Genomic DNA, 22,508 nt, shown 5'->3' on the forward strand with positions numbered 1-22,508 from the left:
CTATCCGAGTAGTCGGGCCTTGAGCGCACGCACCCGGGCGTGAATGTCGTCGCGTACGAGTTCCATCCGCTCGCGTCCCTCGATGCCGCGCAGGCTCGGCTCATCGGTCTCCCACACCTCAACCTGCACACCCTCGACCTCGGGTACCTGGGCCTCGGTGCCCAGCACCACCACGAGCCCCGCCGCTCGCATGTTTGCTTCGGTGAGCGGCTTGGGTACCTGCTCGCTGATATCGACTCCGAGGTCGAGCAGCACCTCCGCAGACAGTGCATTGATGGCGTCACCAGGCTTGGTGCCGGCCGAGGTTATGGTGATGTCGTCGCCGGCCTCGAGTGTCATGAGACCCGCGGCCATTTGTGATTTGCCGCCGTTCTTGGCACAGACAAACAACACGGCGGGGCGAGAAGTCGTGGCAGAAGCGTTCATGATGATGCCTTCGGGGTCAGTGTTGCGGCCAGTGAATCTAGTGCACCTGGAACGATTGAATAATACGCCCAAACACCCCGCTTTTCGCGGGAAAGCAGGCCCGCGTCCACCAAGATTTTCAGGTGGTGCGAGACCGTGGGTTGCCCGAGCTCCAGCGGCTCAGCAAGGTCGCAGACGCAGGTTTCGGCTTCGGTGCTGCTGGACACCAGCGACAGGATGCGCAAGCGACTGGGATCAGATAGTGCTTTGAACCGTGCGGCGAGAGCTTCGGCATCAGGTACCTGCAGGGAGCCCTGGCCTGGTGCAGGAACACAACAGGGGGCAGCGGTGGCAGCGTACGAGGTCACGCGCCTCACCTCACTTATTCTGGCCGATCCGGCATATTGACAAACTTCGATGTCTTCAATCATACTGAACGCATCGAAGGTTGTCGATATTTAGTAATCCGAGGAGCTTTTCATCGTGAGCGATACCCACCCCGTCATCATTATTGGCGCAGGTCCCGTCGGCCTCGCCGCCGCCGCACACCTGCTTGAGCGGGGCCAAGAGGTGCGCGTACTTGAAGCGGGTGCAGGCGTAGGCGCGGCCGTGCAATCGTGGGGCCACATCAAACTCTTCTCGACCTGGCAGTACAACATCGATGCCGCGGCACGCAGGTTGCTCGAAACGCAGGTGCCGGGGTACAGCGCCCAGTGGCAGGCGCCGCGAGCGACTCGTCTCCCCACGGGGGCCGAGCTGGTGAGCGAGTACCTGGCGCCGTTGGCGGCGCATCCCGCATTGTCTACGCACATCAGCTATGGCCACCGGGTGACCGGCATCAGCCGAGTGCAGCCCGATGGCAGCGGGGTCGATAAAACCCGGTCAGTCGGCCGCGATGAATCACTCTTTCTCGTACGCACTGAAACAGAATCGGGCGTGACTGACCTCGTCGCCCGTGCAGTGATTGACGCTTCAGGAACCTGGGGCCAGCCCAACCCGGTGGGCCGTTCGGGGCTTCCTGCTCTGGGCGAAGCCACGGCGCGAGAGTTGGGGCGCATCACCTCGCCCCTGCCTGACCCGCTGGGGAGCGACACCGTGGCATTCGCCGGTAAAACGGTGCTCGTGCTGGGGGCCGGGCACTCGGCAGCGAATACCCTCATCAGCCTGGGCCGGTTGCGCCAGCGTGATCCCGACACCACCGTGCTCTGGGGGCTGCGCGCGAAGGCAAACCCCGTGCGGCTCTACGGCGGCGGAAACGCCGATGAACTCCCCGCGCGCGGCCAACTCGGCATCAGCCTGCGCCGCTTCGTCGAAAACGGCGACATCACCATCGTGGAAGATGCCTCGGTGGTCTCGCTTACCGCGGGGGAGCAGGTGACGGTGTCGCTCGCTGACGGCCGACACCTTGCAGTCGACCTCGTGGTCCCAGCGACCGGGTTTCGGCCTGACCTCTCGCTGCTGTCAGAGCTGCGGCTCGACATAGACGAGATCGTCGAAGCGCCACGAGAACTGGGCCCGCTTATTGACCCGCAGTTCCACAGCTGTGGCACGGTGACGGCCCACGGCGAACGCGTGCTCTCGCACCCCGAGCCGAATTTTTACATTGTGGGCATGAAGAGTTACGGCCGTGCTCCCACGTTCCTCATGGCCACCGGCTACGAACAGGTCCGCTCGATCGCGGCATTCCTTGCGGGGGATCGCGCCGCAGCAGACCAAGTTGAGCTCGAGCTCCCCGAAACCGGGGTGTGTTCCACCGACCTTGGGGGTTCCTGCGATCTCCCGGTAGTAACCGAAGCCGCCGAAAGCTGCTGCGCAGCCCCGCCAGCACCCATCACCATCGGATTTGCCACGGGCACCCTGCACGGGCATGCCGAGTTGGTGGCTGAAGAGCAGCAAAACTAGCGCCCTACCGCATCGGATCGGGCGATACAAGTCTTGCTAGCCGCATTCGAAAGGGCGTAGCCTCACGAGTAGTGACCTATAGGAGGACCGCCCGTGATCAACGGATTTGATGCCCACCTGTTCGATCTCGACGGGGTGATTACCCCCACGGTAATACTGCATCGCCGCGCTTGGCGCGAAACATTCGATGAACTTTTCACGCAGCTGGGGCTCGCCCCCTACCGCGAAGAAGAATACTTCTCGTACCTCGACGGTCTGCCACGGTTTGCTGGGGTGGCCACGCTGTGCGCGGCCCGCGGCATCGAACTCCCCGATGGGGCGTCGGGCGACGTGGGGCTCAGCAGCATCGCCGGGGTCGGCAATCTGAAAAACCAGCGCTTCGCCGAGTTGCTCGAACGCGATGGCATCGAAGCGTACCCCGGCTCGCTGCAGCTGATGCATCAGCTCACGGTGGCCCATAAGCCCATGGCCATCGTGTCGAGCTCGCGCAACGCCGATGCGGTGCTGCGCGCGGCCGGTATTCTCGCACGGTTTGACGCCATTGTCGATGGTGAACGGGCGGCCCAAGAAGGGTTGCCCGGCAAGCCCGCGCCCGATACGTTTGTGCGAGGTGCCGAACTCTTAGGGCTCGCGCCCGCGAACATCGTGGTGTACGAAGACGCAGAATCAGGGGTGGCCGCGGCCCGCGCAGGTGGGTTCGGTTTGGTGGTGGGCGTCGACCGGGGGGCCGGGCGCGCAGCGCTCGAACGCGCCGGCGCACATCACGTAGTGGCAGATCTAGGGGAGCTGGTGGGATGAGTAGTGACGCCTTTGGGGGGCCGATCAACGAACTGAAACGTGACTTCGGCGACGATCCATGGAGGCTGGTGTCGCACGGCATTGATCCGGATCTCGCAGGCCAAGATGAGACGCTGTTCTCGCTCGGCAACGGTTATTTGGGGCTGCGTGGCAATCACGAAGAGGGGCTGCCGCTGGGCAGCCACGGCACCTTTATCAACGGGTTTCACGAAACCTGGCGCATTCAGCACGCCGAGAACGCGTACGGTTTCGCCGAGCAAGGCCAAACCATCGTCAATGTTCCCGATGCAAAAACCATCCGGATCTACGTCGATGACGAACGGCTCAACCTGAGCTCGGCAGACATTCTCGATGTCACCCGCATCCTCGACATGCGCGCGGGCACGCTCACGAGATCGCTGCTGTGGCTGACGCCGACTGGCAAGCGCGTGCGCGTGGAAACGCGGCGCATGGTGTCATTCAGTGCGCGGCACCTCGTGACGATCGAGATGCGGGTGACCGTGCTTGATGCCGATGCTGAGGTCACGATCTCGAGCCTGCTGCTCAACCGGCAAGACCTGGGGCGGGTGAGCACTGAACAGCCCGCGCCGGCCGACGGCCTCGCCGACCCGCGCAAGAGTGAGCAGCTCACCGAACGTATTTTGCAGCCGGGGCCGGCCGAACACGTCGGCGGCCGCAGCATCTTGAGCTATCGAGTGACGAACTCGGGCATGACGCTGGGGGTGGGCGTTGACCACGATTTCGATGCGGGCGACGCCCCGGCAACCGAGGCCTGGCGACGCAGCACCGAGCGTGCTCCCGACCGCGTACGGCACGTGTTTCAGGGTGTGGCGCAGGCAGGTGTGACGGTGAAGCTGGTGAAGACGGTGGCCTATCACTCGTCGACCACGGCGGCGCTGCCCGAGCTGGTCGACCGCTGCGCGCACACGCTGTCGCAGGCGCGCGCCGAGCCCGCTGAGCAGCGCTGGGACATTCAGCGCGCATTTCTTGACAGCTTTTGGAGCCGCAGTGACGTGAAGGTCGATGCCGAGCCCGGGGTGCAACAGTCGGTGCGGTGGAATCTGCTGCAGCTTGCGCAGGCGTCGGCGCGCGCCGACGGCCGCGGGATCCCGGCCAAGGGACTGAGTGGTTCGGGGTACAGCGGCCACTATTTCTGGGATTCAGAGATTTATGTGCTGCCGTTTCTGACCTATACGACACCGCTGTGGGCGCGCAACGCGCTGCGTGCGCGCGAACGCATGCTGCCGCACGCACGCAAACGCGCGGCCAAACTCAACGAAGACGGGGCGCTGTTTCCCTGGCGCACCATCAACGGTGAGGAAGCGAGTGCCTACTACGCCGCGGGCACCGCGCAGTATCACCTGAACGCCGACGTCACCTATGCGCTCGCGCGCTACGTTGCCGCATCAGGCGATTTTGAATACCTCGCCACGGGAGCCAGTGACATCGCCATCGAGACCGCCCGGCTGTGGCACTCGCTGGGATTCTGGCGACGAGATGCGGGCGGCGTCGACACCTTCCACATTCACGGCGTCACCGGGCCCGATGAGTACACCACCGTGGTGAACGACAATCTGTACACGAACACGATGGCACGGTTCAACCTGCGCTTCGCGGCAGAGATCGCGCGGCGCTTCGCCGAAGAGGCCCCCGAGGGGTACGCGGTGTTGAACGCGCGACTCGGCCTGAGTCTCAGTGAAATTCTTGAGTGGGAGCGCGCCGCCGACGGCATGGCGATTCCCTACTCCAAAGAGCTCGGCATTCACCCGCAAGACGCCCACTTTCTTGAGCGTGAGGTGTGGGATTTGGCGGCCACGCCGGCCGAGCAAAAACCGCTGCTGTTGCATTTTCACCCGCTCGTGATCTACCGCTTCCAGGTGCTGAAACAAGCCGATGTGGTGCTTGCGCTGCTGCTCGCCAGCGACGAATTCGGGCGAGCCGAGAAACAGCGCGATTTCGAGTACTACGACGCGCTCACCACGGGCGACTCCACCCTCTCAGGGGTGGTGCAGTCGATCATGGCGGCCGAGGTGGGGTACCCCGATCTCGCTTACCAATACTTCGATCACGCGCTGCGCATGGACCTCGACGATCTGCACCACAATTCGGCAGATGGTGTGCACGTGGCCTCTGCTGGCGGCGTGTGGATGATGCTCGTGCAAGGCTTCGCCGGGATGCGTGACGCCGGCCGCAAGCTGTCGTTCGACCCGCGCCTGCCCAAGCATTGGAACTCGCTCAGCTTCTCGCTGGCGTGGCACGGGGCCACGCTCGGCGTCACCCTCACCACCGACCGCATCGTATTCGAGGTGACGGGCGGCGACGCCGAGGTCACGGTGCACGTGCGGGGCGAGGAAGCGCGCGTCGCTCCCGGCGCGCCGAGGGTCGTGGAACTCACTGATCAGGGCCCCGATCTGGGCACATTTACCGGCCTCTCTGCCGGCATGCTGCCGCGCGAGGGCGACACCGGCGTGATCCATACGCTCTCGGCCGAGGTGCCGCCGGTCACCACGGTGATTCCGACGCGCCACCCCGACTGAGTGAGGGCGCAGCAACGGCGCGAGTAAGATGGGTGGGTGCGCGGGCAATTGCCGCGCTCCGAGTGAAAGGCGGGCCTCATGACCTATGTAATCGCTCTTCCGTGTGTGGACGTGAAGGATCGCGCATGCGTCGACGAATGCCCGGTTGACTGCATCTACGAGGGTGAACGGTCGCTGTATATTCACCCCGACGAGTGCGTCGACTGCGGTGCGTGCGAGCCGGTATGCCCCGTTGAAGCGATCTACTACGAAGATGATCTGCCCGGCGAGTGGTCTGACTACTACAAGGCCAACGTCGAGTTCTTTGACGAAATTGGTTCGCCCGGTGGCGCCGCCAAGGTCGGCATCTACACCTTCGATCACCCGGTGATCGCGGTGCTGCCGCCCCAGGGCGCCTGATCCCGATGCGCGGAGCACTGCCTGACTACCCCTGGGATGCCATGGCGCCGTACGCACAGCGTGCGGCCGAGCACCCCGAGGGGGCGCTCAACCTGTCGATCGGGTCACCGGTTGACGCGGCTCCTGAGGCAGTGCAGCGCGCCCTCGGCGTCGCATCTGACGCCCACGGGTACCCGGCGACCGCCGGCACGAGCGAGCTGCAAGCCGCGATCGCCGATTGGATGCTGCGGCGACGCGGTGTCACGGTCGCAGCTGACGCGGTGCTGCCCACCATCGGTTCAAAAGAACTGGTTGCCCTGCTGCCGTTCTTGCTGGGCCTGGGCAAAGACGAAGCCGTCGTGTTTCCCCGCGTTGCCTATCCCAGCTATGCGATGGGCGCCGCGCTCGTGGGCGCCGACGCCATCGCCTCAGACGAACCGGCCGAGTGGCCCGAGAACACCCGCCTGGTGTGGCTGAACTCGCCGTCGAACCCCGATGGTCGGGTGCTTGATGTTGAGGCGTTGCGCGCCGCGGTGAGCCGCGCCCGCGAGCTAGGCGCCGTTATCGTTGGCGACGAATGCTACGCCGAATTTGCGTGGCAGGAGCCCTGGAAATCTGAGGGCGTGCCCTCAATTCTTGATCCGCGGGTCGTTGGCGACGACCACACCGGCGTGCTGAGTGCGTATTCGCTCAGCAAGCAGTCGAACCTGGCCGGCTACCGCGCCGCGTTTGTGGCCGGTGACGCCGCCCTCATCTCCCAACTCCTCACCGTGCGCAAGCACGCGGGGTTGATGCAGCCGGGGCCCGTGCAACGGGCGATGGTCGCGGCCCTCGGAGATGAGCTGCACGTTGCGCAGCAGTACACCAAGTACGAGGCGCGACGCGCGCAACTGCAGGGTGCGCTGGAATCAATGGGATACCGAATCGATGGCAGCGAAGCGGGGCTGTACCTGTGGGCAACGCGCGGCGTCGACGCATGGGAAAGCATCGCTGAGTTCGCCGAGATCGGCATCCTTGCGGGGCCAGGCGTGTTTTACGGTGACCATTCACCGCAGCACGTGCGCCTCGCCATCACCGCCACCGACGCAGACATTGCGGCGGCGGCAGCACGCATGCGCGCGCAATCGATGACGACCTAAGTCGACATTTTGTTCGACGTCAAGATAATCTAGACGTTGGACGTGATCGCACGTGAATGCGTTCGTCGGTTTCAACAAGAGCCGATAGTGTAATAGGAGCGGCGGCATCGTACCCGATAGCCAGCCCCAAATGAGACCTCACGAGGAGACGACGTGACTGATTCGACTCAGAGCCAGGGACAGGCGGCAGCGAAGCTGACGTTCCCTGGTGGGACCGCAGAGTTTCCCATTTCGGAATCGGTGGACGGTAACTCCGCGATTGACGTAAGTACTCTCACGCGCCAGAGCGGCCTGACGGCGCTCGACTACGGCTTTGTGAATACTGCATCGACGAAATCGAAGATTACCTACATCGATGGCGACGAAGGCATTCTTCGTTACCGCGGCTACCCGATCGAAGAGGTGGCACAGAAGTCCTCGTTCATCGAGGTCGCCTACCTGCTGATCTACGGCGAGCTGCCGACACCCGACCAGCTTGACGCATTCAACAACGAGATTCGTCGGCACACGCTGCTGCACGAAGACATGCGTTACTACTTCGAGGCTGTGCCGCACACCGCACACCCGATGGCTGTGCTCTCGGGCGGCCTGCAGACGATGTCGACCTACTACGAAAGCTCGCTCGACACGAACGTGCCCGAGTTCGTTGAGGTCAACACGATCCGTCTGCTCGCCAAGCTTCCCGTGCTGGCAGCCTACGCACACAAGAAGTCGATCGGTCAGGCCTTCCTGTACCCCGACAACAACCTCGGCTTCGTCGAGAACTTCTTGCGCCTCAACTTTGGCAACAAGGCTGAGTCATACGAGATGAACCCCGTGCTCGTCGATGCCCTCGACAAGCTGCTGATCCTGCACGCCGATCACGAGCAGAACGCTTCGACGTCGACGGTGCGCCTCGTGGGCTCGACCGGCGCGAACATGTTCTCGTCGGTGTCAGCTGGCATTAACGCACTCTCGGGCCCGCTGCACGGCGGCGCCAACGAGGCCGTGCTCGATATGCTCGCGCAGATTCGCGACTCGGGCCAGAGCGTTGAAACCTTCGTTGAGAAGGTCAAGCGCAAGGAAGACGGCGTGAAGCTCATGGGCTTCGGTCACCGCGTCTACAAGAACTACGATCCGCGTGCGCGCATCGTGCGCGAGAGCGCCGGCAAGGTTCTGGAAGAGCTGGGAGTCAGCGATCCGCTGCTCGGGCTCGCGATGGAACTTGAGCAGATCGCGCTGAACGACGATTACTTCAAGGAGCGCAAGCTCTACCCCAACGTCGACTTCTACACCGGCGTGATCTACAAGGCAATGGGCTTCCCGACGCGCATGTTCACCGTGCTCTTCGCGATCGGCCGCTTGCCCGGTTGGATCGCCCAGTGGCGCGAGGCTCGTGAAGACGGCCAGACCAAGATCGGCCGCCCGCAGCAGCTGTACATCGGGTCACCCGAGCGTCACCTGAACCGCTAACCACAGCGGTCACCCCAGCTGAGCTGGGACACACAAAAGCGGTTGAGACCCTCTCGGGCCTCAACCGCTTTTGTGTTCGTGCTGCGGGTTATGCGTGCAGCGCGGCGTTGAGAGTCACACCCGACCCAGAGCGGGGCAGCGCCTCGACCGCGCCCGTGGCCGAATTACGGCGAAACAGCAGGTTCGCGACGCCCGAGAGCCTGAGCGCCTTCACCTCGGCGGGGGCACCAGCCGACTCTTCGGTGCCGCGGGGGAGCAGCACCTTCGTGCCCGCGGTGATGTAGAGACCCGCCTCAACAACGCTGTCGTCTCCGAGTGAGATACCGATGCCCGAGTTCGCGCCGAGCAGCGCGCGTGCCCCGATGGTGACGCGCTCGGTGCCACCGCCCGAGAGCGTGCCCATAATCGATGCGCCACCGCCAATGTCGGAGCCCGCGCCGACGACTACGCCCTGCGAAATGCGGCCCTCGACCATCGACGCACCGAGCGTGCCCGCGTTGAAGTTCACGAAGCCCTCGTGCATCACCGTCGTGCCGGGGGCGAGGTGTGCGCCGAGGCGCACACGCGAGGCGTCTGCAATGCGCACGCCCTGCGGTACGACGTAGTCGGTGAGGCGGGGAAACTTGTCGACGCCCACCGCGGTGACGCCGGCGCGCTTCAGCACGGGCAGGCGTGCGGCATACTCACTGGGCAGCATCGGCCCCGCGGTGGTCCAGGCCACATTGGGGAGCTGGCCGAAGATGCCGTCGAGGTTGATGGAGTTGGGCTGCACGAGGCAGTGCGACAGCAGGTGCAGGCGCAGGTAGGCGTCGGCGGTCGATGCTGGCGCGGCATCGAGATCGATCTCGATGCTCACAAACTGAGTTTCTACGGCGAGGGTGTCGTCGCTGTCGACGAGGGGAACGAACTGCGCGGGGATGATCGCGGTGTCAATTTCTGCGGGGCGACGACCCAGCGCGGGGTCAGGAAACCAGGCGTCCAGTGCGGTGCCGTCTGCTGCGATTGTCGTGATTCCCTGGGCCCAAGCCCACCTCGAATGTGTCATAACCTCTATCGTAAACGCGCGCGCTATTCTTAAACGCATGAGCGCATCTTCGCACCTCCCACTTGATCCCAGCCAAGGCTCAGTCTCGCTCACCAGGCAGCTGTGTGACATCAGTTCGGTGTCGGGCGATGAGGGCCGCATCGCCGACGCCGTCGAAGCGCTGCTGCGTGCACAGGCCCCGCACCTGACGGTGCTGCGCGACGGTGACACGATCATCGCGCGCACGACGCTGGGCCGCGCCCAGAGCGTCGCGATCGCGGGCCATCTCGATACGGTGCCGATCAACGAGAATCTGCCGACCTGGGAAGCTCCGGATCCGGCGACGGGTGAGCCGATGCTGTGGGGCCGCGGCACAGTCGACATGAAGGCCGGTGTCGCGGTGCAGCTGTTGCTCGCCGTCGAGCTCACCGAGCCCGAGGTCGATCTCGTGTGGGTCTGGTACGACCATGAAGAGGTGGCGTCAGACCTCAGCGGGCTGGGCCGAGTGATGCGGGCGCACCCCGAACTCTTCGACGTTGACTTCGCGATTCTGGGTGAACCGTCAAACGGCACCATCGAGGGCGGCTGCAACGGCACCCTGCGGGCCCGTGCGACCTTCCACGGCACGCGCGCGCACTCCGCGCGCAGTTGGATGGGGGTCAACGCGATTCATCGCGCAGGGGCCCTGCTCGAGAAACTCAGCGCGTACGAGGCCGAACGCATTGTGGTTGACGGGCTCGAATACCGCGAGGGGCTCAACGCCGTGGGCATCGAGGGGGGTATCGCCGGCAACGTGATTCCAGATCGCTGCACCGTTGAAGTGAACTACCGGTTCGCGCCGAGCCGCTCGGCCGACGACGCCAGCGCGTTCGTGCGCGAATTTTTGTCGGCCGCAGACGAAGTGGAGATCGTTGATCTTGCGCCGGGTGCAAGGCCCGGTCTCGACGCGGCGCTCGTGCAACGGTTCGTGGCGGCGGTGGGGCAAACTCCCACCGCAAAATTTGGCTGGACCGACGTGTCGAGGTTCGCGGCGATCGGTATTCCGGCAGTGAACTTCGGCCCGGGCAACGCGTCACTCGCGCACGCAGATGACGAACGAGTGTCGCCCATGCAGATCGTGGAGACCGAAAAAGCGCTGCGTTCGTGGTTGAACTAAACAAATTAGGTTCGCAAAACGCCGCCGTATGACGCGCGGGTTAGCGGTTGTCAGACGGCGCCAGCTAAAATAGAAATGTACCACCAAAAATGCGAGGAGGCGTCATGGCTGCAATGAAACCGAGGACTGGGGACGGTCCCATGGAAGCGGTGCGCGAAAGCCGAGTAATCGTAGTGCGCGTGCCCCTTGAAGGCGGAGGCCGGCTGGTCGTTTCTGTCAATAACGACGAAGCGGCTGAGCTGCGCGATGTACTTGCCGCGGTGCTCGACGGTTAATCCCCTTGACAGCGTAAGGGCCCGAGATTCATTTCGAATCTCGGGCCCTTTCTCGTCTAGCTGAGGTTACGCGTCCAACCGCACCACGGTGAGCAGCCCATCACCGGCGGGCGAAAGCGCGGGAGAGATAGCGGGCGACTCGGCAACAATGGCGAGCAAATCACGCATCGCCTGCGTGGCCTCGTCGCGCGCCGCGGGGTCGGCGACGCGGCCGTGGCCGAGCGCGCCGGGCACGACGACAACCCCGCCCGGGCGGGTGACGCCCAGCGCATACTCAAAGTGTTCGAGCAGCTGCTCGGGGTTCGCGTCGATGAGCACGATGTCATACGCCGCCAGGTTGAGGCGCGGCATGACGTGACGGGCATCGCCCTCGATGAGGCGCAGCCGTGAAGCCGCAACGCCAGCGCCGACGAACGTGGCGCGTGCCTCGCGCAGAAACTCGGGCTCGATCTCGATCGAGGTGAGCGTGGCCTGCGGGGCGTGACGCAGCAGCGACAGGCCGCTGACCCCCACACCGGTGCCAATCTCGCAGATCGCAGAGGCGCGCATGACTGCGGCGTACCCCGAGAGGTGTGCCGCGGTTGACCGGCTGACGGGTTCGATGCCCAACTCGAGCGACAGTCTGCGCGCGGCAACGATCGGCTCAGTCTCAGTGGGGTATTGCTCCGCAAATTGCCAGTTGCGCTCGATCTTGCTCAATGGTCCCTCCGGCCTTTCTCTGCACCACCGCGTCGGGGCAGGCGTCCGTGAAGCGGTCGCGTGCTGGGTGCTTTGCTTCTTAGCGTAGAGGGTTGTGCGCGTGTACGCGTGGGATTCCCAAGAAACGGGCGCGGCGCGATACGATGAGGGGAATGGGCCTCAACTTTGAAAAGATACTGGTGATCCTGGTGATCGCCATGTTTGTGCTGGGTCCAGAACGAATTCCGGCCTACGCCAAGAAGTTCGGTGACCTCGTGCGCAACATTAAGCACATGGCCGACGGCGCGAAAGACCGGCTGCGTGACGAGATGGGCCCCGAGTTCGACGACGTCGACTGGCGCCAGCTCGATCCCCGCCAGTACGACCCGCGACGCATCATTCGCGACGCCCTCGTCGAAGATGAGCGCGAAGCCCGCGCCGAAGCCCGCAAAGAGCGGGTCGCCGAAGCACGGCGCGAGCGCGAAGCCCTCGCGGGCGACGGCACACTCAAGTACGACGACGAAGCCACCTAAGCCCGGCAGCGCCGCTGAGCGGCATTACGCCGAGCGGCATTACCGACGGCGCGCCAGAAGCTGCTCAGCTGTAAGCGCTCAGCTCCGGCTCAGCGAACGGGCCGCGTGAACGTTCCTAGCGCACGCTGAGGCCGAGCTTGCGCCCGGCCAGGCCACGGCCCGACACTGCCAAGGCGCCCGCCAGCTCGCGCACGGTGCGCGCTGCGGGGTCGTCAGGCAGGGTGAGTACGGCGGGGTCGCCTGCGTCACCGGCTTCGCGGAAGGCGGGGCTGAGCGGCACACTGCCCAGCAGCGGCACGTCGGGGTGCTCGGTATCTTTCAGGCGCTCGACGACGAGCTGCCCGCCGCCCGAGCCAAAGACGTCGATGATGCTGCCATCGGGCTGCACGAGACCGGCCATGTTCTCGATGACACCGATGACGCGCTGGCCGGTTTGCCTCGCGACGAGCGCGCTGCGCACCGCAACATCTGCCGCCGCTTCCTGCGGGGTCGTAATAACGAGCACCTCGGCCTGCGGCAGCAGCTGGCCGACGCTGATGGCGACATCTCCCGTCCCCGGCGGCAGATCGAGCAGCAGCACGTCGAGGTCACCAAACCAGACGTCGCGCAAGAACTGTTCGATGGTGCGGTGCAGCATGGGGCCGCGCCACGACACCGCGGTTTTGCGCGGGTCGGCGTCGCCCAAAAACATGCCGATCGAAATTACCTTGACGCCGTGCGCGACGGGCGGCACGATCATGTCGTCGACGCGGCTGGGCTGGGCGACCTGGCCATCACGGCTGAGACCCATGATGCCCGGAATCGAAAACCCAAAGATATCGGCGTCAACGAGGCCGACGCTGAGGCCCTGCGCCGCGAGCGACACCGCAAGCCCCGCGGTGAGCGAGGATTTGCCCACGCCGCCCTTGCCGCTTGTCACCGCAATCACCCGGGTCAGGGAGTCGGGCCCAAACTGCTGCGGGCGGGCCTCGCGGTCGCCGCGCACGAGCTTCACAAACGCCGCGCGCTCCTCGCTCGTCATCACGCCGACGTCAATCGACGTGCCGGTGACGCCGGGGGTGCCGGCGACGGCCGCCGTGACATCGGCCTCGATCTTGCGGGCCGCGGGGCAGCCTGCGATCGTCAGGCTGATGCCCACGCTCGCGTGACCGGCCTCATCAACGGCCACCTGGCCGACCATGCCGAGCTCAGTGATGGGGCGCAGAATTTCGGGATCCTGCACGCGCGACAGCGACTCAAGAATGGCGGTTTCAATGGGGAGAGACATCGGTTCCTTCAGCGGCTGGGCGAGCCTTCGGGTGGGTGGGGGACGGCGCGGGATCCGGATCCTCGGCCAGTTCGGCGAGCAGTGAGCGCAGCTCCTGCCGCAGAAACTCGCGGTCGGGAAGATCTTTCAGCGCGAGGCGCAGCGCGACGACCTCGCGGGCGAGGAACTCGGTGTCGGCGAGGTTGCGTTCTGCGCGCTGCCGATCTTGCTCGATCTGCACGCGGTCGCGGTCGTCTTGGCGGTTCTGCGCGAGCAGAATCATGGGGGCCGCGTACGACGCCTGCAGCGACAGGATCAGGGTGAGGGCGGTGAAGCCGAGGGCGGCGGAGTCGAAGCGCCAGCCGGTGGGGCCGAGCGTGTTCCACAGGATCCAGGCCACGCACATGAGCGTGAGCGCCAGCAAGAAGATGGGGGTGCCCATGCCGCGCGCGATGCGTTCGGTCCAGCGCCCAAACTGCTCATTGCGGGGGAGCGCTCGGGCATCAGCGCGCGATTCGCTGCGCGGTGAGGCCGCGCGTGCGCCGAGCGGGGTCGCGAGCGACTGGTTCTCGGTGCGCCTGCCAAAGAGTCTCATGCCGTGGCCTCGGGTTCGTCGTCGGCGTGACGCCAGTCGTCGGGCAGCAGGTGATCAAGCACGTCATCGACTGTGACGACGCCGACGAGGCGCTGCTGCGCATCAACCACGGGCATCGCCACGAGGTCGTAGCTGGCGAGCCTGCGTGACACTTCGGCGGCGCTCGCGCTCACCGGCACCGCTTCCATTTCGGCGTCGATGAGGGAAGAGAGTCGTTCGTGGGGCGGGTACCGCAGCATGCTTTGGAAATGCGCCATGCCCAGGTACTCGCCGGTGGGTGTTTCGAAGGGGGGATGCGTGACGTACACGGCCGAGGCCATGGCCGGCGGAATTTCGGCGCGACGAATCATCGCGAGACCCTCGGCGACGCTCGATTCGCCCGAGAGCACGATCGGTGAGGGGCTCATCAGGCCACCGGCGGTGTCGGCGTCGTACTCGAGCAGCCGGCGTACGTCTTCGGCTTCCTCAGGCTCCATCAGGTCGAGCAGTTCTTCGCCGGTGGCGGCGGGCAGAGCTGAGATCAGGTCGGCCGCGTCATCGGGTTCCATGTGGTCGAGCACATCGGCGGTGCGGGCCTGGGGGATCACGGCGAGAATGGCGAGCTGATCGGGCTCGCTCATCTCTTCGAGGGCGTCGGCGACGCGGTCATCGGGGAGCTCGCCGATGACCTCGTGCATGCGGGGCTGGGGGAGTTCGAGCAGCGCTTCGGCGAGGTCGGCCGGTTTCAGATCGACGAGCGTCTGGATGAGCAGCTCGGCTGAACGCGACCCGGGGGTCGTAGTGGGCAGCTGCACGTCAGACCACTGCACGATGCGTGACTCGGCGCGGGCGAACGGTGCGGCGGGCTTATTGAGCCGCACAAACAGTTCGGTGACGAACCACTCGCCCGAGCGGCTGCGCTCAATCGAGGCGTCCTCAATGCGCGCCTGCACGGCCACCGTGCCCGGCACGGTGGGCGTCAGATGCACCATCCGCCCGATCAGCTCGGCAATCATGCGCGATTCACCGCCGCGCTGCTCAAACCGGCGCACATTAATGAGACCAGTCGTCAGCACCTGACCTGAGCCGATCGAGGTCACGCGGCCGATCGGCACGAACACCCGGCGTTTACCGGGAATTTCGACGATCAAACCGACGACGCGGGGTGCCCCGGTCGCTCGAAAAACCATCAGTACGTCGCGCACCTTGCCGATGCGATCGCCGACCGGATCAAAGACGCCGCGGCCAGCGAGGCGTCCCACAAACACCCTCGATGTAGTCACGTTCCTAAGATACCGTTTTCGGCTGTGCGTTGTGCCACGAACTGAGTTACAGCATCGCCTCGGCGGCCTTAAACTCCTGCGAGATTTCTTCCTGGTGGCGGTAGGTGGCCAGGCTCACGCAGATCGTCACCACGAGCGCGACGGCGAACGCGGGGAGCAGCTCGTAGAGGCCAGTGTCAAACGCCTTCCAAATGAACACGGTTGCTGATCCGGTGAGCATACCGGCGATCGCGCCCCAGTTGGTGAGCTTGCGCCAGTACAGGCTCAGCAGCACGATGGGGCCAAACGCCGCACCAAAGCCAGCCCAGGCGAAGGCGACGAGCGCGAGGATGCTGTCGTTGGGGGAGATCGCGAGCAATCCCGCGATGATCGCGACCACCAGCACGCCCAAGCGCCCGAGCACGACGAGGGTTTTCTCGCTGGGGGCCGGCTTCTTCACGGCGCGGTAGATGTCTTCGACGAGCGCCGACGAGCACACGATGAGCTGGCTCGACAGCGTGCTCATAATCGCGGCGAGCACCGACGCCAGCACAAGGCCCGCGACGAACGGGTGCAGCAGCACCTGCGAGATGAGCAGCACCACCGTTTCGGGGTTCTGGGTAGCACCCCCGAACTTGTCGAAGTAGGCGATGCCGATGAGCCCCGTGCTAATCGCGCCGAGGAGTGAGAGGAACTGCCAGCTGGTGCCCACGCGGCGGGCACTTGCAGCCTCTTGCGGTGAGCGCAGCGCCATGAACCGCACGATGATGTGCGGCTGGCCGAAGTACCCGAGCCCCCAGGCCAGCCCCGAGATGATGATGAGCGCGGCCGCCCCGGTGGTGAGTGCGCCGCCGCCAAAGAATGACAGGTTACCGGCGCCGACGGTTTCGACGATCGCGGCGGTTTCGCCGAAGCCGCCGATTGAAATAATCGCGATGATAGGCACGACCACGAGCGCGGTCACCATAATCAGGCCCTGCACCACATCGGTGAGCGAGGCGCCCAGAAAGCCACCAAACAGCGTGTAACACAGGGTGACCGCCGTGACGATGAGCATGCCCACGAGGTAGTCGCCCCCAAACGTCGTCTCGAAGAAGATGCCGCCCGCGACCATGCCCGAAGAAATGTAGAGCGTGAAAAAGACCAGAATGATGAGGCTGGCAACGGTGCGCAGCACGCGGGTGCGATCGCGCAGCCGGTTCTCGAAGAAACTGGGAATGGTGATCGAGTTTCGAGACACCTCGCTGTAGGCGCGAAGCCTTGGGGCCACGAGCCGCCAGTTGAGATAGGAACCAATTAAGAGGCCCACCGCGATCCACGATTCGATCAACCCGGTGGCGTAGATCGCCCCGGGCAGCCCCATGATCAGCCAGCCCGACATGTCTGATGCGCCGGCGCTGAGCGCGGCCACCCACGAGGGCAGGTTGCGCCCGCCGAGCATGTAATCCTCGTGATTGCGGGTCTTGCGATACGCCATGAAGCCGATGACGAGCAGCAGCGCAAAGTAGATCCCCAGCGCAATGTAGAGTTAGAACTGTTCGGGCATGCGAATCCTTCGAGGGTGCGATGGGTGGTGCCTGCGGTACCGAACCAGCTTGGCACAATTGCGCGCGGGCTGAAACTGGGCGGGCTGGGCGGTTAGTTCCCGTAAGCGCTGCTCCTGTGGGCATGAACGCAGGGGTGCCGTGCGGCAGGTTCGCCGAGGGCACACCGCTTCGGCGGCCCAACCCAGGCGGCACTGTGGAAGAATCGGCTGTATGAGTACACCGACGACCCCCGGATCACGCCGCCAGCAGATGACGCCCGAACTTCCTACCGGCGAGATCGTCTCAACCTATGACCGTTACGAGGACGCGAAGCACGCCGTCGATGTGCTTGCGCGATCCGGGTTTCCGGTGCGCCAGGTAAGCATCGTCGGTAACGATGTGCGCAGCGTTGAACGCGTCACCGGGCGCCTCACCTATGGGCGCGTGGCACTGATGGGTGCGCTTTCGGGGGCATACCTGGGCCTCTTCCTCGGCCTGCTGCTCTTCATCTTCCAGCCCGAGAACACCGCCATCGTTGGCGTATTCATCGCGGCCGTGGTGATCGGCGCCGGTTTCGGCATGCTGTTCGGAGTGCTGTCGTACGCGATGAACCGCAACCGACGCGACTTCTCGTCGGTGATGCAGATGGTGGCGACCCGGTACGACCTCATCACTGATGCTGAGCAGCTGCACGAAGCGCGCCGGGTGCTCTCAGGTCATACTGGCGCGTAACGGCCACCGAGTGCAACGAGCGAGGGCGGGTATCGAATCATTCGATACCTGCCCTTGCTGTGTCACCAGAGTGCTCGTTAGACGTCGCGCAGCAGTAACTGGCGGTCTACTAACAGCCCGGTTGAATGAACGTCGTTAAGCAGCTTGCTTCTTCACTAACTGTGAAACGCGGCCGCGAGAAACTCCTAAAATCGCAGCGGTGTCGGTCACGGAGACTCCAGCGGACCGTAGGCCCTGCACAACGGCGACGGTTTCCTTTGCGGCAAGCTCCTGTAGCTCCTGGGCCCGACGAGTTGCGAGCCGTGCTTCACGAACCCGGTCCCCGAGATCGCCGATCGCGGGGGAGACGGTGACTGCCCAGTCGCTGTGGTCAGTTTCGGGGTTAACGGTGTCGAGGTAATCGCGTATTTGCTGAGCAGCCTTGTCGAGCGTGCTGACCTGCGTGACTACCTCGCCGTTGAGGCGGAGTTCCCAGCCGTGCTCCCATTGCTGGGCGACGGTGGTGATATTCATGATGCCTCCTCGATGGCTTTGAGCGCCTGCCTGACTAAACCGGGGGAAATCTCGCGGGTCTGGGTAATGACTGTCTGGTGGGAGCCATTGATCCAGACTTCGTGATCTCCTTTGCCCTGGCGGGGCACGAAACCCGCTTGCCTGAGTAGCTTGGCCAGTTCGCGGTACTTCATCGGCTTCGTCACAAGTATATTTTACCCCCACTAGACAGTCAATGTCTAGGGGGGCTATGCGCTCAGCTCTGATATGGAATCAGATTGACTGACCTGACTGCTAGACGTCGCGCAGCAGCTTTTGGATGCGCTGCGCCGACACCGGCTCGGCCGTGCGCAACTGCTGTGCAAACAGGCTAATGCGCAGCTCTTCAATCAGCCACCGCACGTGCACGAGCACATCGGGAGTGCCATCAAGCACGGGCATGCGCCCGCCCGCATCTGAGAACAAGATCAGCATACGATCGACCTCGTTTTGCCAGGCACGGTCGCGCCCCGGGTTCTCAGTGAGCGCCCGCATGCGCATGCACAGCGCCTCGAGGTACACCGGCACACGCGCGAGCTGCGTGAGCCCGGTGCGCGAGACGAACCCGTCGTAGACGAGCCCGTCGACTTGGCGGGCCGCGTCGGCAACCTGGCTGAGCACCTGAATGGACTTGGCCTGATCGATGGCCTTGCGCGCGAGACGCACGCCGTCGAGCACCTTCGCGGTGAGCGCGATCGCGCGATACACCTCGTCGATGAGCGACCGGGCGTACTCGTTGGCAATCTCCTCAAACATGCCATGCGACCACACGAGCCCGTCGGCCGAGTGCTTCGCGATCGCGGCGTCAGCCACGGCCAGCGACACATCGGCGATGGCGGCATCGAGGCTGCGGTACGGCCCCGCGCCCAGCAACAGCTTCTCTTGGTTCGAGAGGTGCTCGCGAATGTAGCTTGACGGTGACGGCGAACTCAGCGTCAGCAGCTTACGAATGCCGCGCTTCGAGAGGCGGGCCTGCTCTCGCGGGTCGGCCACGAGCACGAGATCAACGCTCGTGCGGCGATCGACGATGGCGGGATACGCGCGCACCACGCCGGCGCCCGGGCCGCGGCCCTTCGCGTACGCCGTATCGACGTGCCGGGGCAGATCACCAAAGGTCCAGGTGGTGACGCCCTTTCGCTCGAGCTCGCTCTTGGGCAGCGCGGCCGCGGCGACCTTCGCCACGCCCTGCGTCGCCCGCTGCTTGTGCGCCGCCTTCAACTCGCCCAGATTCTTGCCGGTGCCCACGGTCTTCCCGCGGCCGTCAACGACGCGGAAGGTGGGAGTGAGGTGAGCCGGGAGGCGATCCGGATCAAAATCAGCCGCCGTCACCGGCACGCTCGTGCGCCGCTTGATCTCGGCAGCGAGCAGCGTGGTGAGTGCCTGATGCTCGGCCGCGAGCTCGGTACGCCCGGTTTTCGCCGGGGGATCGGCGGGGGCGTTCAGCTGCGGTTCGATCGCGGTGAGCAGCGTGCGCGCCCAATCAGCGGCGGGTACCACGTGCTTGCGAATCGCCTTGGGGAGCGTCTTAATGAGCGCGGTGACGAGATCCTGGCGCAGGCCCGGCACCAGCTTCTCAAAGTCAGATTCCTCGAGCCTGGGCAGCAGCGGCAGCGGCACATTGACGGTGACACCGTCGTCTTCGGCCGTCGGGTCGAAGCGGTAACGCAGCTTGAGGCGCTGGTCACCGTGCTGCCACTCGCGCGGAAATTCGCGCTCGTCAACCTGCTCGTCTTCTTCTTCGAGGAGGTCAGCGCGGCGCAGGTGCAGCAGCTGCGGGTCGGTGAGTTTCTTCTGCTTCCACCAACCCTCGAAGCTGCGCGTCGACACGACATCGGCGGGAATGCGCTTGTCGTAGAACTCGAAGATCACCTCGTCGTCGCTCACGATGTCGCGGCGGCGGGTGCGCTCCTCGAGCTGTTCGAGCTCGCGACGCAGCTGCCGGTTTGCGCGGTCAAATGCCTGCGGCGAATCCCAGTCGCCGTCGACGAGCGCGTGCCGAATGAACAGCTCGCGCGCGTGGTTTTGATCGAACCGTGCCAGCTGCACCTTGCGGCGCTCGACGATCGCGACCCCGTAGAGGGTCACGCGCTCGTACGCGACGGCAGCGCCCTGGTTCTTCTCCCAGTGCGGCTCTGAAATCTGGCGCTTCGCGAGGGGCCCCGCGAGCTCTTCAGCCCAGGCCGGGTCGACGGCGGCGTTGCCGCGCGCGAACAGCCGAGAGGTTTCGACGAGTTCAACGCTCATCAACACCTCAGGCGGCTTCTTCGCGAGCACCGATCCGGGATAGAGCACAAAGCGGGTGCCGCGTGATCCCACGAACTCCTGCGCGGGTTTGCGCTTGGTGGCGCCGGCCACCCCGCGGCCCGCGGGGGCGTGCCGTTCTTGTTTATCGTCGCGCACGCCAATCTGCGAGAGTAAGCCCGACAGAATCGAGCGGTGAATGGCCTCGCTTGAACCGCCGGTGACCTCAGCGGCGGCCGAAGCCGAGCTCGACTTGATCTTCGCGATGCGCGCGATCTGGCGGTAAAGATCCATCCACTCGCGCACCCGCAGAAAGTTCAGGTACTCAGACTTACACATGCGGCGGAACGAGCTCGAAGAGCGCTCCTCCTGCTGCTTCTGCAGATAGTTCCACAGGTTGAGCAGCGTCGACAGATCGCCCTCAGGGTCGTTGAAACGCGCGTGCATTTCATCGGCGCGGCCGCGTTCGGCCTGGGGGCGTTCGCGCACATCTTGAATGGTGAGCCCGGCCACAATCGCCAGCACCTCGGGCACCACGTCACGCTTTTGCGCCTCGATCACCATGCGCGCGAAGCGCGGCTCGATGGGCAGGCGCGACAGTTCGCGCCCCACCGCGGTGATGCGGTGCGTGGCACCCTTCGCTTTACCCGCGGCAGTGTTCTTGTTACCCGTGCCAGCGTTCTTGGCTGACCCGCTGCCCGCACGCGCGCCGCGCTTTGCGGGGATGGCTTCGACCGCACCGAGCTCGGCGAGCAGCCCCATACCGTCGGCGATGCCGCGCTGATCGGGCGGCGTCAGGAAGGGGAACTCGGCAACGTTACCGAGCCCGAGCGACAGCATCTGCAAGATCACCGAGGCGAGGCCGGTGCGGCGCACCTCGGGCTCGGTGTACTCGGGCCGCGTGGTGAAGTCTTCTTCGCTGTACAGCCTGATGGCAATACCCGGGCTGGTGCGACCCGAACGGCCCGAGCGCTGGTTAGCGCTCGCCTGTGAGATCGCTTCGATCGGTAGGCGCTGCACCTTACTTTTCGCGCTGTAGCGTGAAATGCGCGCGGTGCCGGCGTCGATGACGTAGCGAATACCGGGCACGGTGAGTGAGGTCTCGGCGACGTTCGTGGCGAGCACGATGCGCCGCACACCGGGCGCCCCGCGCTCAAACACGCGGTGCTGTTCGGCAGCGCTCAACCGGCCATACAGCGGCAGGATCTCGGTGCGCGCGGCACGGCTCGACCGGCGCAGGCTGCCGTTTAGAGCATCTGCCGCGTCACGGATCTCGGCCTCGCCCGACAAGAACACGAGCACATCGCCCGGCTCTTCACGCGCGAGCTCGTCGACGGCGGCGCCGATTGCGTCAAACAGGTCGCGCTCGTCGGTGCGAATCTTGGGGGGACCGCCCTTGGGGTCGGCAATCTCGACCTGCTCAATGAGGGGGCGGTAGCGCACCTCAACGGGGAAGGTGCGGCCAGAAACCTCAACGATGGGCGCGGGCTTGCCCGTGTGCACATCGGCGAAGTGCTTCGCGAACGACTCGGGGTCGATCGTGGCCGAGGTGATGATGACCTTGAGGTCGGGGCGGCGCGGCAGCAGCGTGCGCAGATAGCCCAGCAAAAAGTCGATGTTGAGACTGCGTTCGTGCGCCTCATCAATGATGATCGTGTCGTACGCCTTCAGATCACGATCGCGGTGAATTGCGTTCAGCAAAATTCCGTCGGTCATGAGCCTGATGCGGGTGTCCTCAGACACGCGGTCGGTGAACCGCACCTGGTAGCCCACGAGCCCACCCAGCTCAGACCCCAGCTCTTCGGCGATGCGCTCGGCGATCGTGCGCGCCGCAATGCGCCTGGGCTGCGTGTGCGCGATGCGTTCACGGCCCATCGCGAGCAAAATTTTGGGGAGCTGCGTCGTCTTTCCTGACCCGGTCTCACCGGCAACGATAATGACCTGATGGTCGCGAATTGCATCCCGGATCTCGTCGCGCATCTGCGAGACGGGAAGTTCTTCGGGAAAGGAAATGTGGGGAAGATGCAGTGACATGGCCTCACTAGTATCCCAGCGTTTGCCTGGTGGCGTCGCGCCTAGAATAAACTTCTACTGGATTAAAGGAGACTCGATGAGCGCG

The 22,508-nt window shown here is 64.7% G+C and carries 21 protein-coding genes; 10 read left to right on the top strand and 11 right to left on the bottom strand.

Going from position 1 to position 22,508, the window contains the following annotated elements; genetic code table 11:
* Complete coding sequence (locus JOF28_RS14290) at positions 1-426, bottom strand: arsenate-mycothiol transferase ArsC (RefSeq protein WP_209706585.1); 426 nt, start codon at positions 424-426, stop codon at positions 1-3.
* Positions 423-836 (bottom strand): ArsR/SmtB family transcription factor, encoded by a 414-nt coding sequence (locus tag JOF28_RS14295; RefSeq protein ID WP_209706587.1) that lies wholly within the window; start codon positions 834-836, stop codon positions 423-425. Before JOF28_RS14295 ends, JOF28_RS14290 begins: the two co-directional genes overlap by 4 nt.
* 52 nt (positions 837-888) lie before the next feature.
* On the opposite strand from JOF28_RS14295, the gene JOF28_RS14300 reads away from it, so the two are divergent.
* From JOF28_RS14300 to JOF28_RS14325, 6 genes are all read left to right on the top strand, one after another.
* Positions 889-2,307: an FAD-dependent oxidoreductase gene (locus JOF28_RS14300; RefSeq protein ID WP_209706589.1), complete on the top strand. Its 1,419-nt coding sequence runs from the start codon at positions 889-891 to the stop codon at positions 2,305-2,307.
* Positions 2,308-2,400: 93 nt separating this feature from the next.
* Positions 2,401-3,105, top strand: coding sequence for an HAD family hydrolase (locus tag JOF28_RS14305; RefSeq protein WP_209706591.1), 705 nt, complete (start codon positions 2,401-2,403; stop codon positions 3,103-3,105).
* Positions 3,102-5,642 carry a glycoside hydrolase family 65 protein gene (locus tag JOF28_RS14310; RefSeq protein ID WP_209706593.1) on the top strand — a complete coding sequence of 847 codons (2,541 nt, stop codon included), beginning with the start codon at positions 3,102-3,104 and terminating at the stop codon, positions 5,640-5,642. The genes JOF28_RS14305 and JOF28_RS14310 overlap by 4 nt, the downstream gene beginning before the upstream one ends.
* 78 nt (positions 5,643-5,720) lie before the next feature.
* Positions 5,721-6,041, top strand: a complete 321-nt coding sequence (gene fdxA / locus JOF28_RS14315; protein WP_209706595.1) for a ferredoxin — start codon at positions 5,721-5,723, stop codon at positions 6,039-6,041.
* A 5-nt stretch (positions 6,042-6,046) separates the two neighbouring features.
* The gene (dapC, locus tag JOF28_RS14320; RefSeq protein WP_209706597.1) at positions 6,047-7,159 is read left to right on the top strand and encodes a succinyldiaminopimelate transaminase; all 1,113 of its coding nucleotides are present in this window, start codon (positions 6,047-6,049) and stop codon (positions 7,157-7,159) included.
* A gap of 153 nt (positions 7,160-7,312) precedes the next feature.
* Positions 7,313-8,611 carry a citrate synthase gene (locus tag JOF28_RS14325; RefSeq protein WP_209706599.1) on the top strand — a complete coding sequence of 433 codons (1,299 nt, stop codon included), beginning with the start codon at positions 7,313-7,315 and terminating at the stop codon, positions 8,609-8,611.
* Between the two features lie 88 nt (positions 8,612-8,699).
* On the opposite strand, the gene dapD is transcribed toward JOF28_RS14325, so the two are convergent.
* Entirely contained in the window at positions 8,700-9,656 is a 957-nt protein-coding gene (gene dapD, locus JOF28_RS14330) for a 2,3,4,5-tetrahydropyridine-2,6-dicarboxylate N-succinyltransferase (RefSeq protein ID WP_209706601.1), read from the bottom strand.
* A gap of 37 nt (positions 9,657-9,693) precedes the next feature.
* Between dapD and dapE the strand changes: the two genes are divergently transcribed.
* Together dapE and JOF28_RS14340 are read left to right on the top strand one after the other, a co-directional pair.
* The gene (dapE, locus tag JOF28_RS14335; protein WP_209706603.1) at positions 9,694-10,791 is read left to right on the top strand and encodes a succinyl-diaminopimelate desuccinylase; all 1,098 of its coding nucleotides are present in this window, start codon (positions 9,694-9,696) and stop codon (positions 10,789-10,791) included.
* Positions 10,792-10,895: 104 nt separating this feature from the next.
* Entirely contained in the window at positions 10,896-11,066 is a 171-nt protein-coding gene (locus JOF28_RS14340) for a DUF3117 domain-containing protein (RefSeq protein ID WP_209706605.1), read from the top strand.
* 66 nt (positions 11,067-11,132) lie between these two features.
* Here the strand turns inward: JOF28_RS14340 and JOF28_RS14345 are convergent, their stop codons facing one another.
* Positions 11,133-11,765, bottom strand: a complete 633-nt coding sequence (locus JOF28_RS14345) for an O-methyltransferase (RefSeq protein ID WP_209706607.1) — start codon at positions 11,763-11,765, stop codon at positions 11,133-11,135.
* A gap of 152 nt (positions 11,766-11,917) precedes the next feature.
* On the opposite strand from JOF28_RS14345, the gene JOF28_RS14350 reads away from it, so the two are divergent.
* Entirely contained in the window at positions 11,918-12,277 is a 360-nt protein-coding gene (locus JOF28_RS14350; protein ID WP_209706609.1) for a twin-arginine translocase TatA/TatE family subunit, read from the top strand.
* A gap of 115 nt (positions 12,278-12,392) precedes the next feature.
* Here JOF28_RS14350 and JOF28_RS14355 read toward each other — a convergent pair whose 3' ends face one another.
* From JOF28_RS14355 to putP, 4 genes are read right to left on the bottom strand one after another with little or no spacing between them, the layout of a single operon-like run.
* Positions 12,393-13,544, bottom strand: coding sequence for an Mrp/NBP35 family ATP-binding protein (locus JOF28_RS14355; protein WP_209706611.1), 1,152 nt, complete (start codon positions 13,542-13,544; stop codon positions 12,393-12,395).
* Positions 13,528-14,118 carry a DUF1003 domain-containing protein gene (locus JOF28_RS14360; RefSeq protein ID WP_209706613.1) on the bottom strand — a complete coding sequence of 197 codons (591 nt, stop codon included), beginning with the start codon at positions 14,116-14,118 and terminating at the stop codon, positions 13,528-13,530. The genes JOF28_RS14355 and JOF28_RS14360 overlap by 17 nt, the downstream gene beginning before the upstream one ends.
* On the bottom strand, positions 14,115-15,380 hold the full coding sequence (locus JOF28_RS14365; protein ID WP_209706615.1) for a magnesium transporter MgtE N-terminal domain-containing protein: 1,266 nt from the start codon (positions 15,378-15,380) through the stop codon (positions 14,115-14,117). Before JOF28_RS14365 ends, JOF28_RS14360 begins: the two co-directional genes overlap by 4 nt.
* Before the next feature lie 46 nt (positions 15,381-15,426).
* Positions 15,427-16,881 (bottom strand): sodium/proline symporter PutP, encoded by a 1,455-nt coding sequence (putP, locus tag JOF28_RS14370; protein ID WP_342452195.1) that lies wholly within the window; start codon positions 16,879-16,881, stop codon positions 15,427-15,429.
* A 235-nt stretch (positions 16,882-17,116) separates the two neighbouring features.
* Between putP and JOF28_RS14375 the strand changes: the two genes are divergently transcribed.
* Positions 17,117-17,617 (top strand): YflT domain-containing protein, encoded by a 501-nt coding sequence (locus tag JOF28_RS14375; protein WP_245189992.1) that lies wholly within the window; start codon positions 17,117-17,119, stop codon positions 17,615-17,617.
* A 135-nt stretch (positions 17,618-17,752) separates the two neighbouring features.
* Here the strand turns inward: JOF28_RS14375 and JOF28_RS14380 are convergent, their stop codons facing one another.
* From JOF28_RS14380 to hrpA, 3 genes are all read right to left on the bottom strand, one after another.
* Complete coding sequence (locus JOF28_RS14380) at positions 17,753-18,130, bottom strand: antitoxin HicB (protein ID WP_209706617.1); 378 nt, start codon at positions 18,128-18,130, stop codon at positions 17,753-17,755.
* Positions 18,127-18,315, bottom strand: coding sequence for a type II toxin-antitoxin system HicA family toxin (locus JOF28_RS14385; protein ID WP_209706618.1), 189 nt, complete (start codon positions 18,313-18,315; stop codon positions 18,127-18,129). Before JOF28_RS14385 ends, JOF28_RS14380 begins: the two co-directional genes overlap by 4 nt.
* Before the next feature lie 88 nt (positions 18,316-18,403).
* Positions 18,404-22,423 carry an ATP-dependent RNA helicase HrpA gene (gene hrpA, locus JOF28_RS14390; RefSeq protein ID WP_209706620.1) on the bottom strand — a complete coding sequence of 1,340 codons (4,020 nt, stop codon included), beginning with the start codon at positions 22,421-22,423 and terminating at the stop codon, positions 18,404-18,406.
* Between the last annotated feature and the right edge of the window lie 85 nt (positions 22,424-22,508).

Source organism: Leucobacter exalbidus (assembly GCF_017834145.1).
GTDB lineage: Bacteria > Actinomycetota > Actinomycetes > Actinomycetales > Microbacteriaceae > Leucobacter > Leucobacter exalbidus.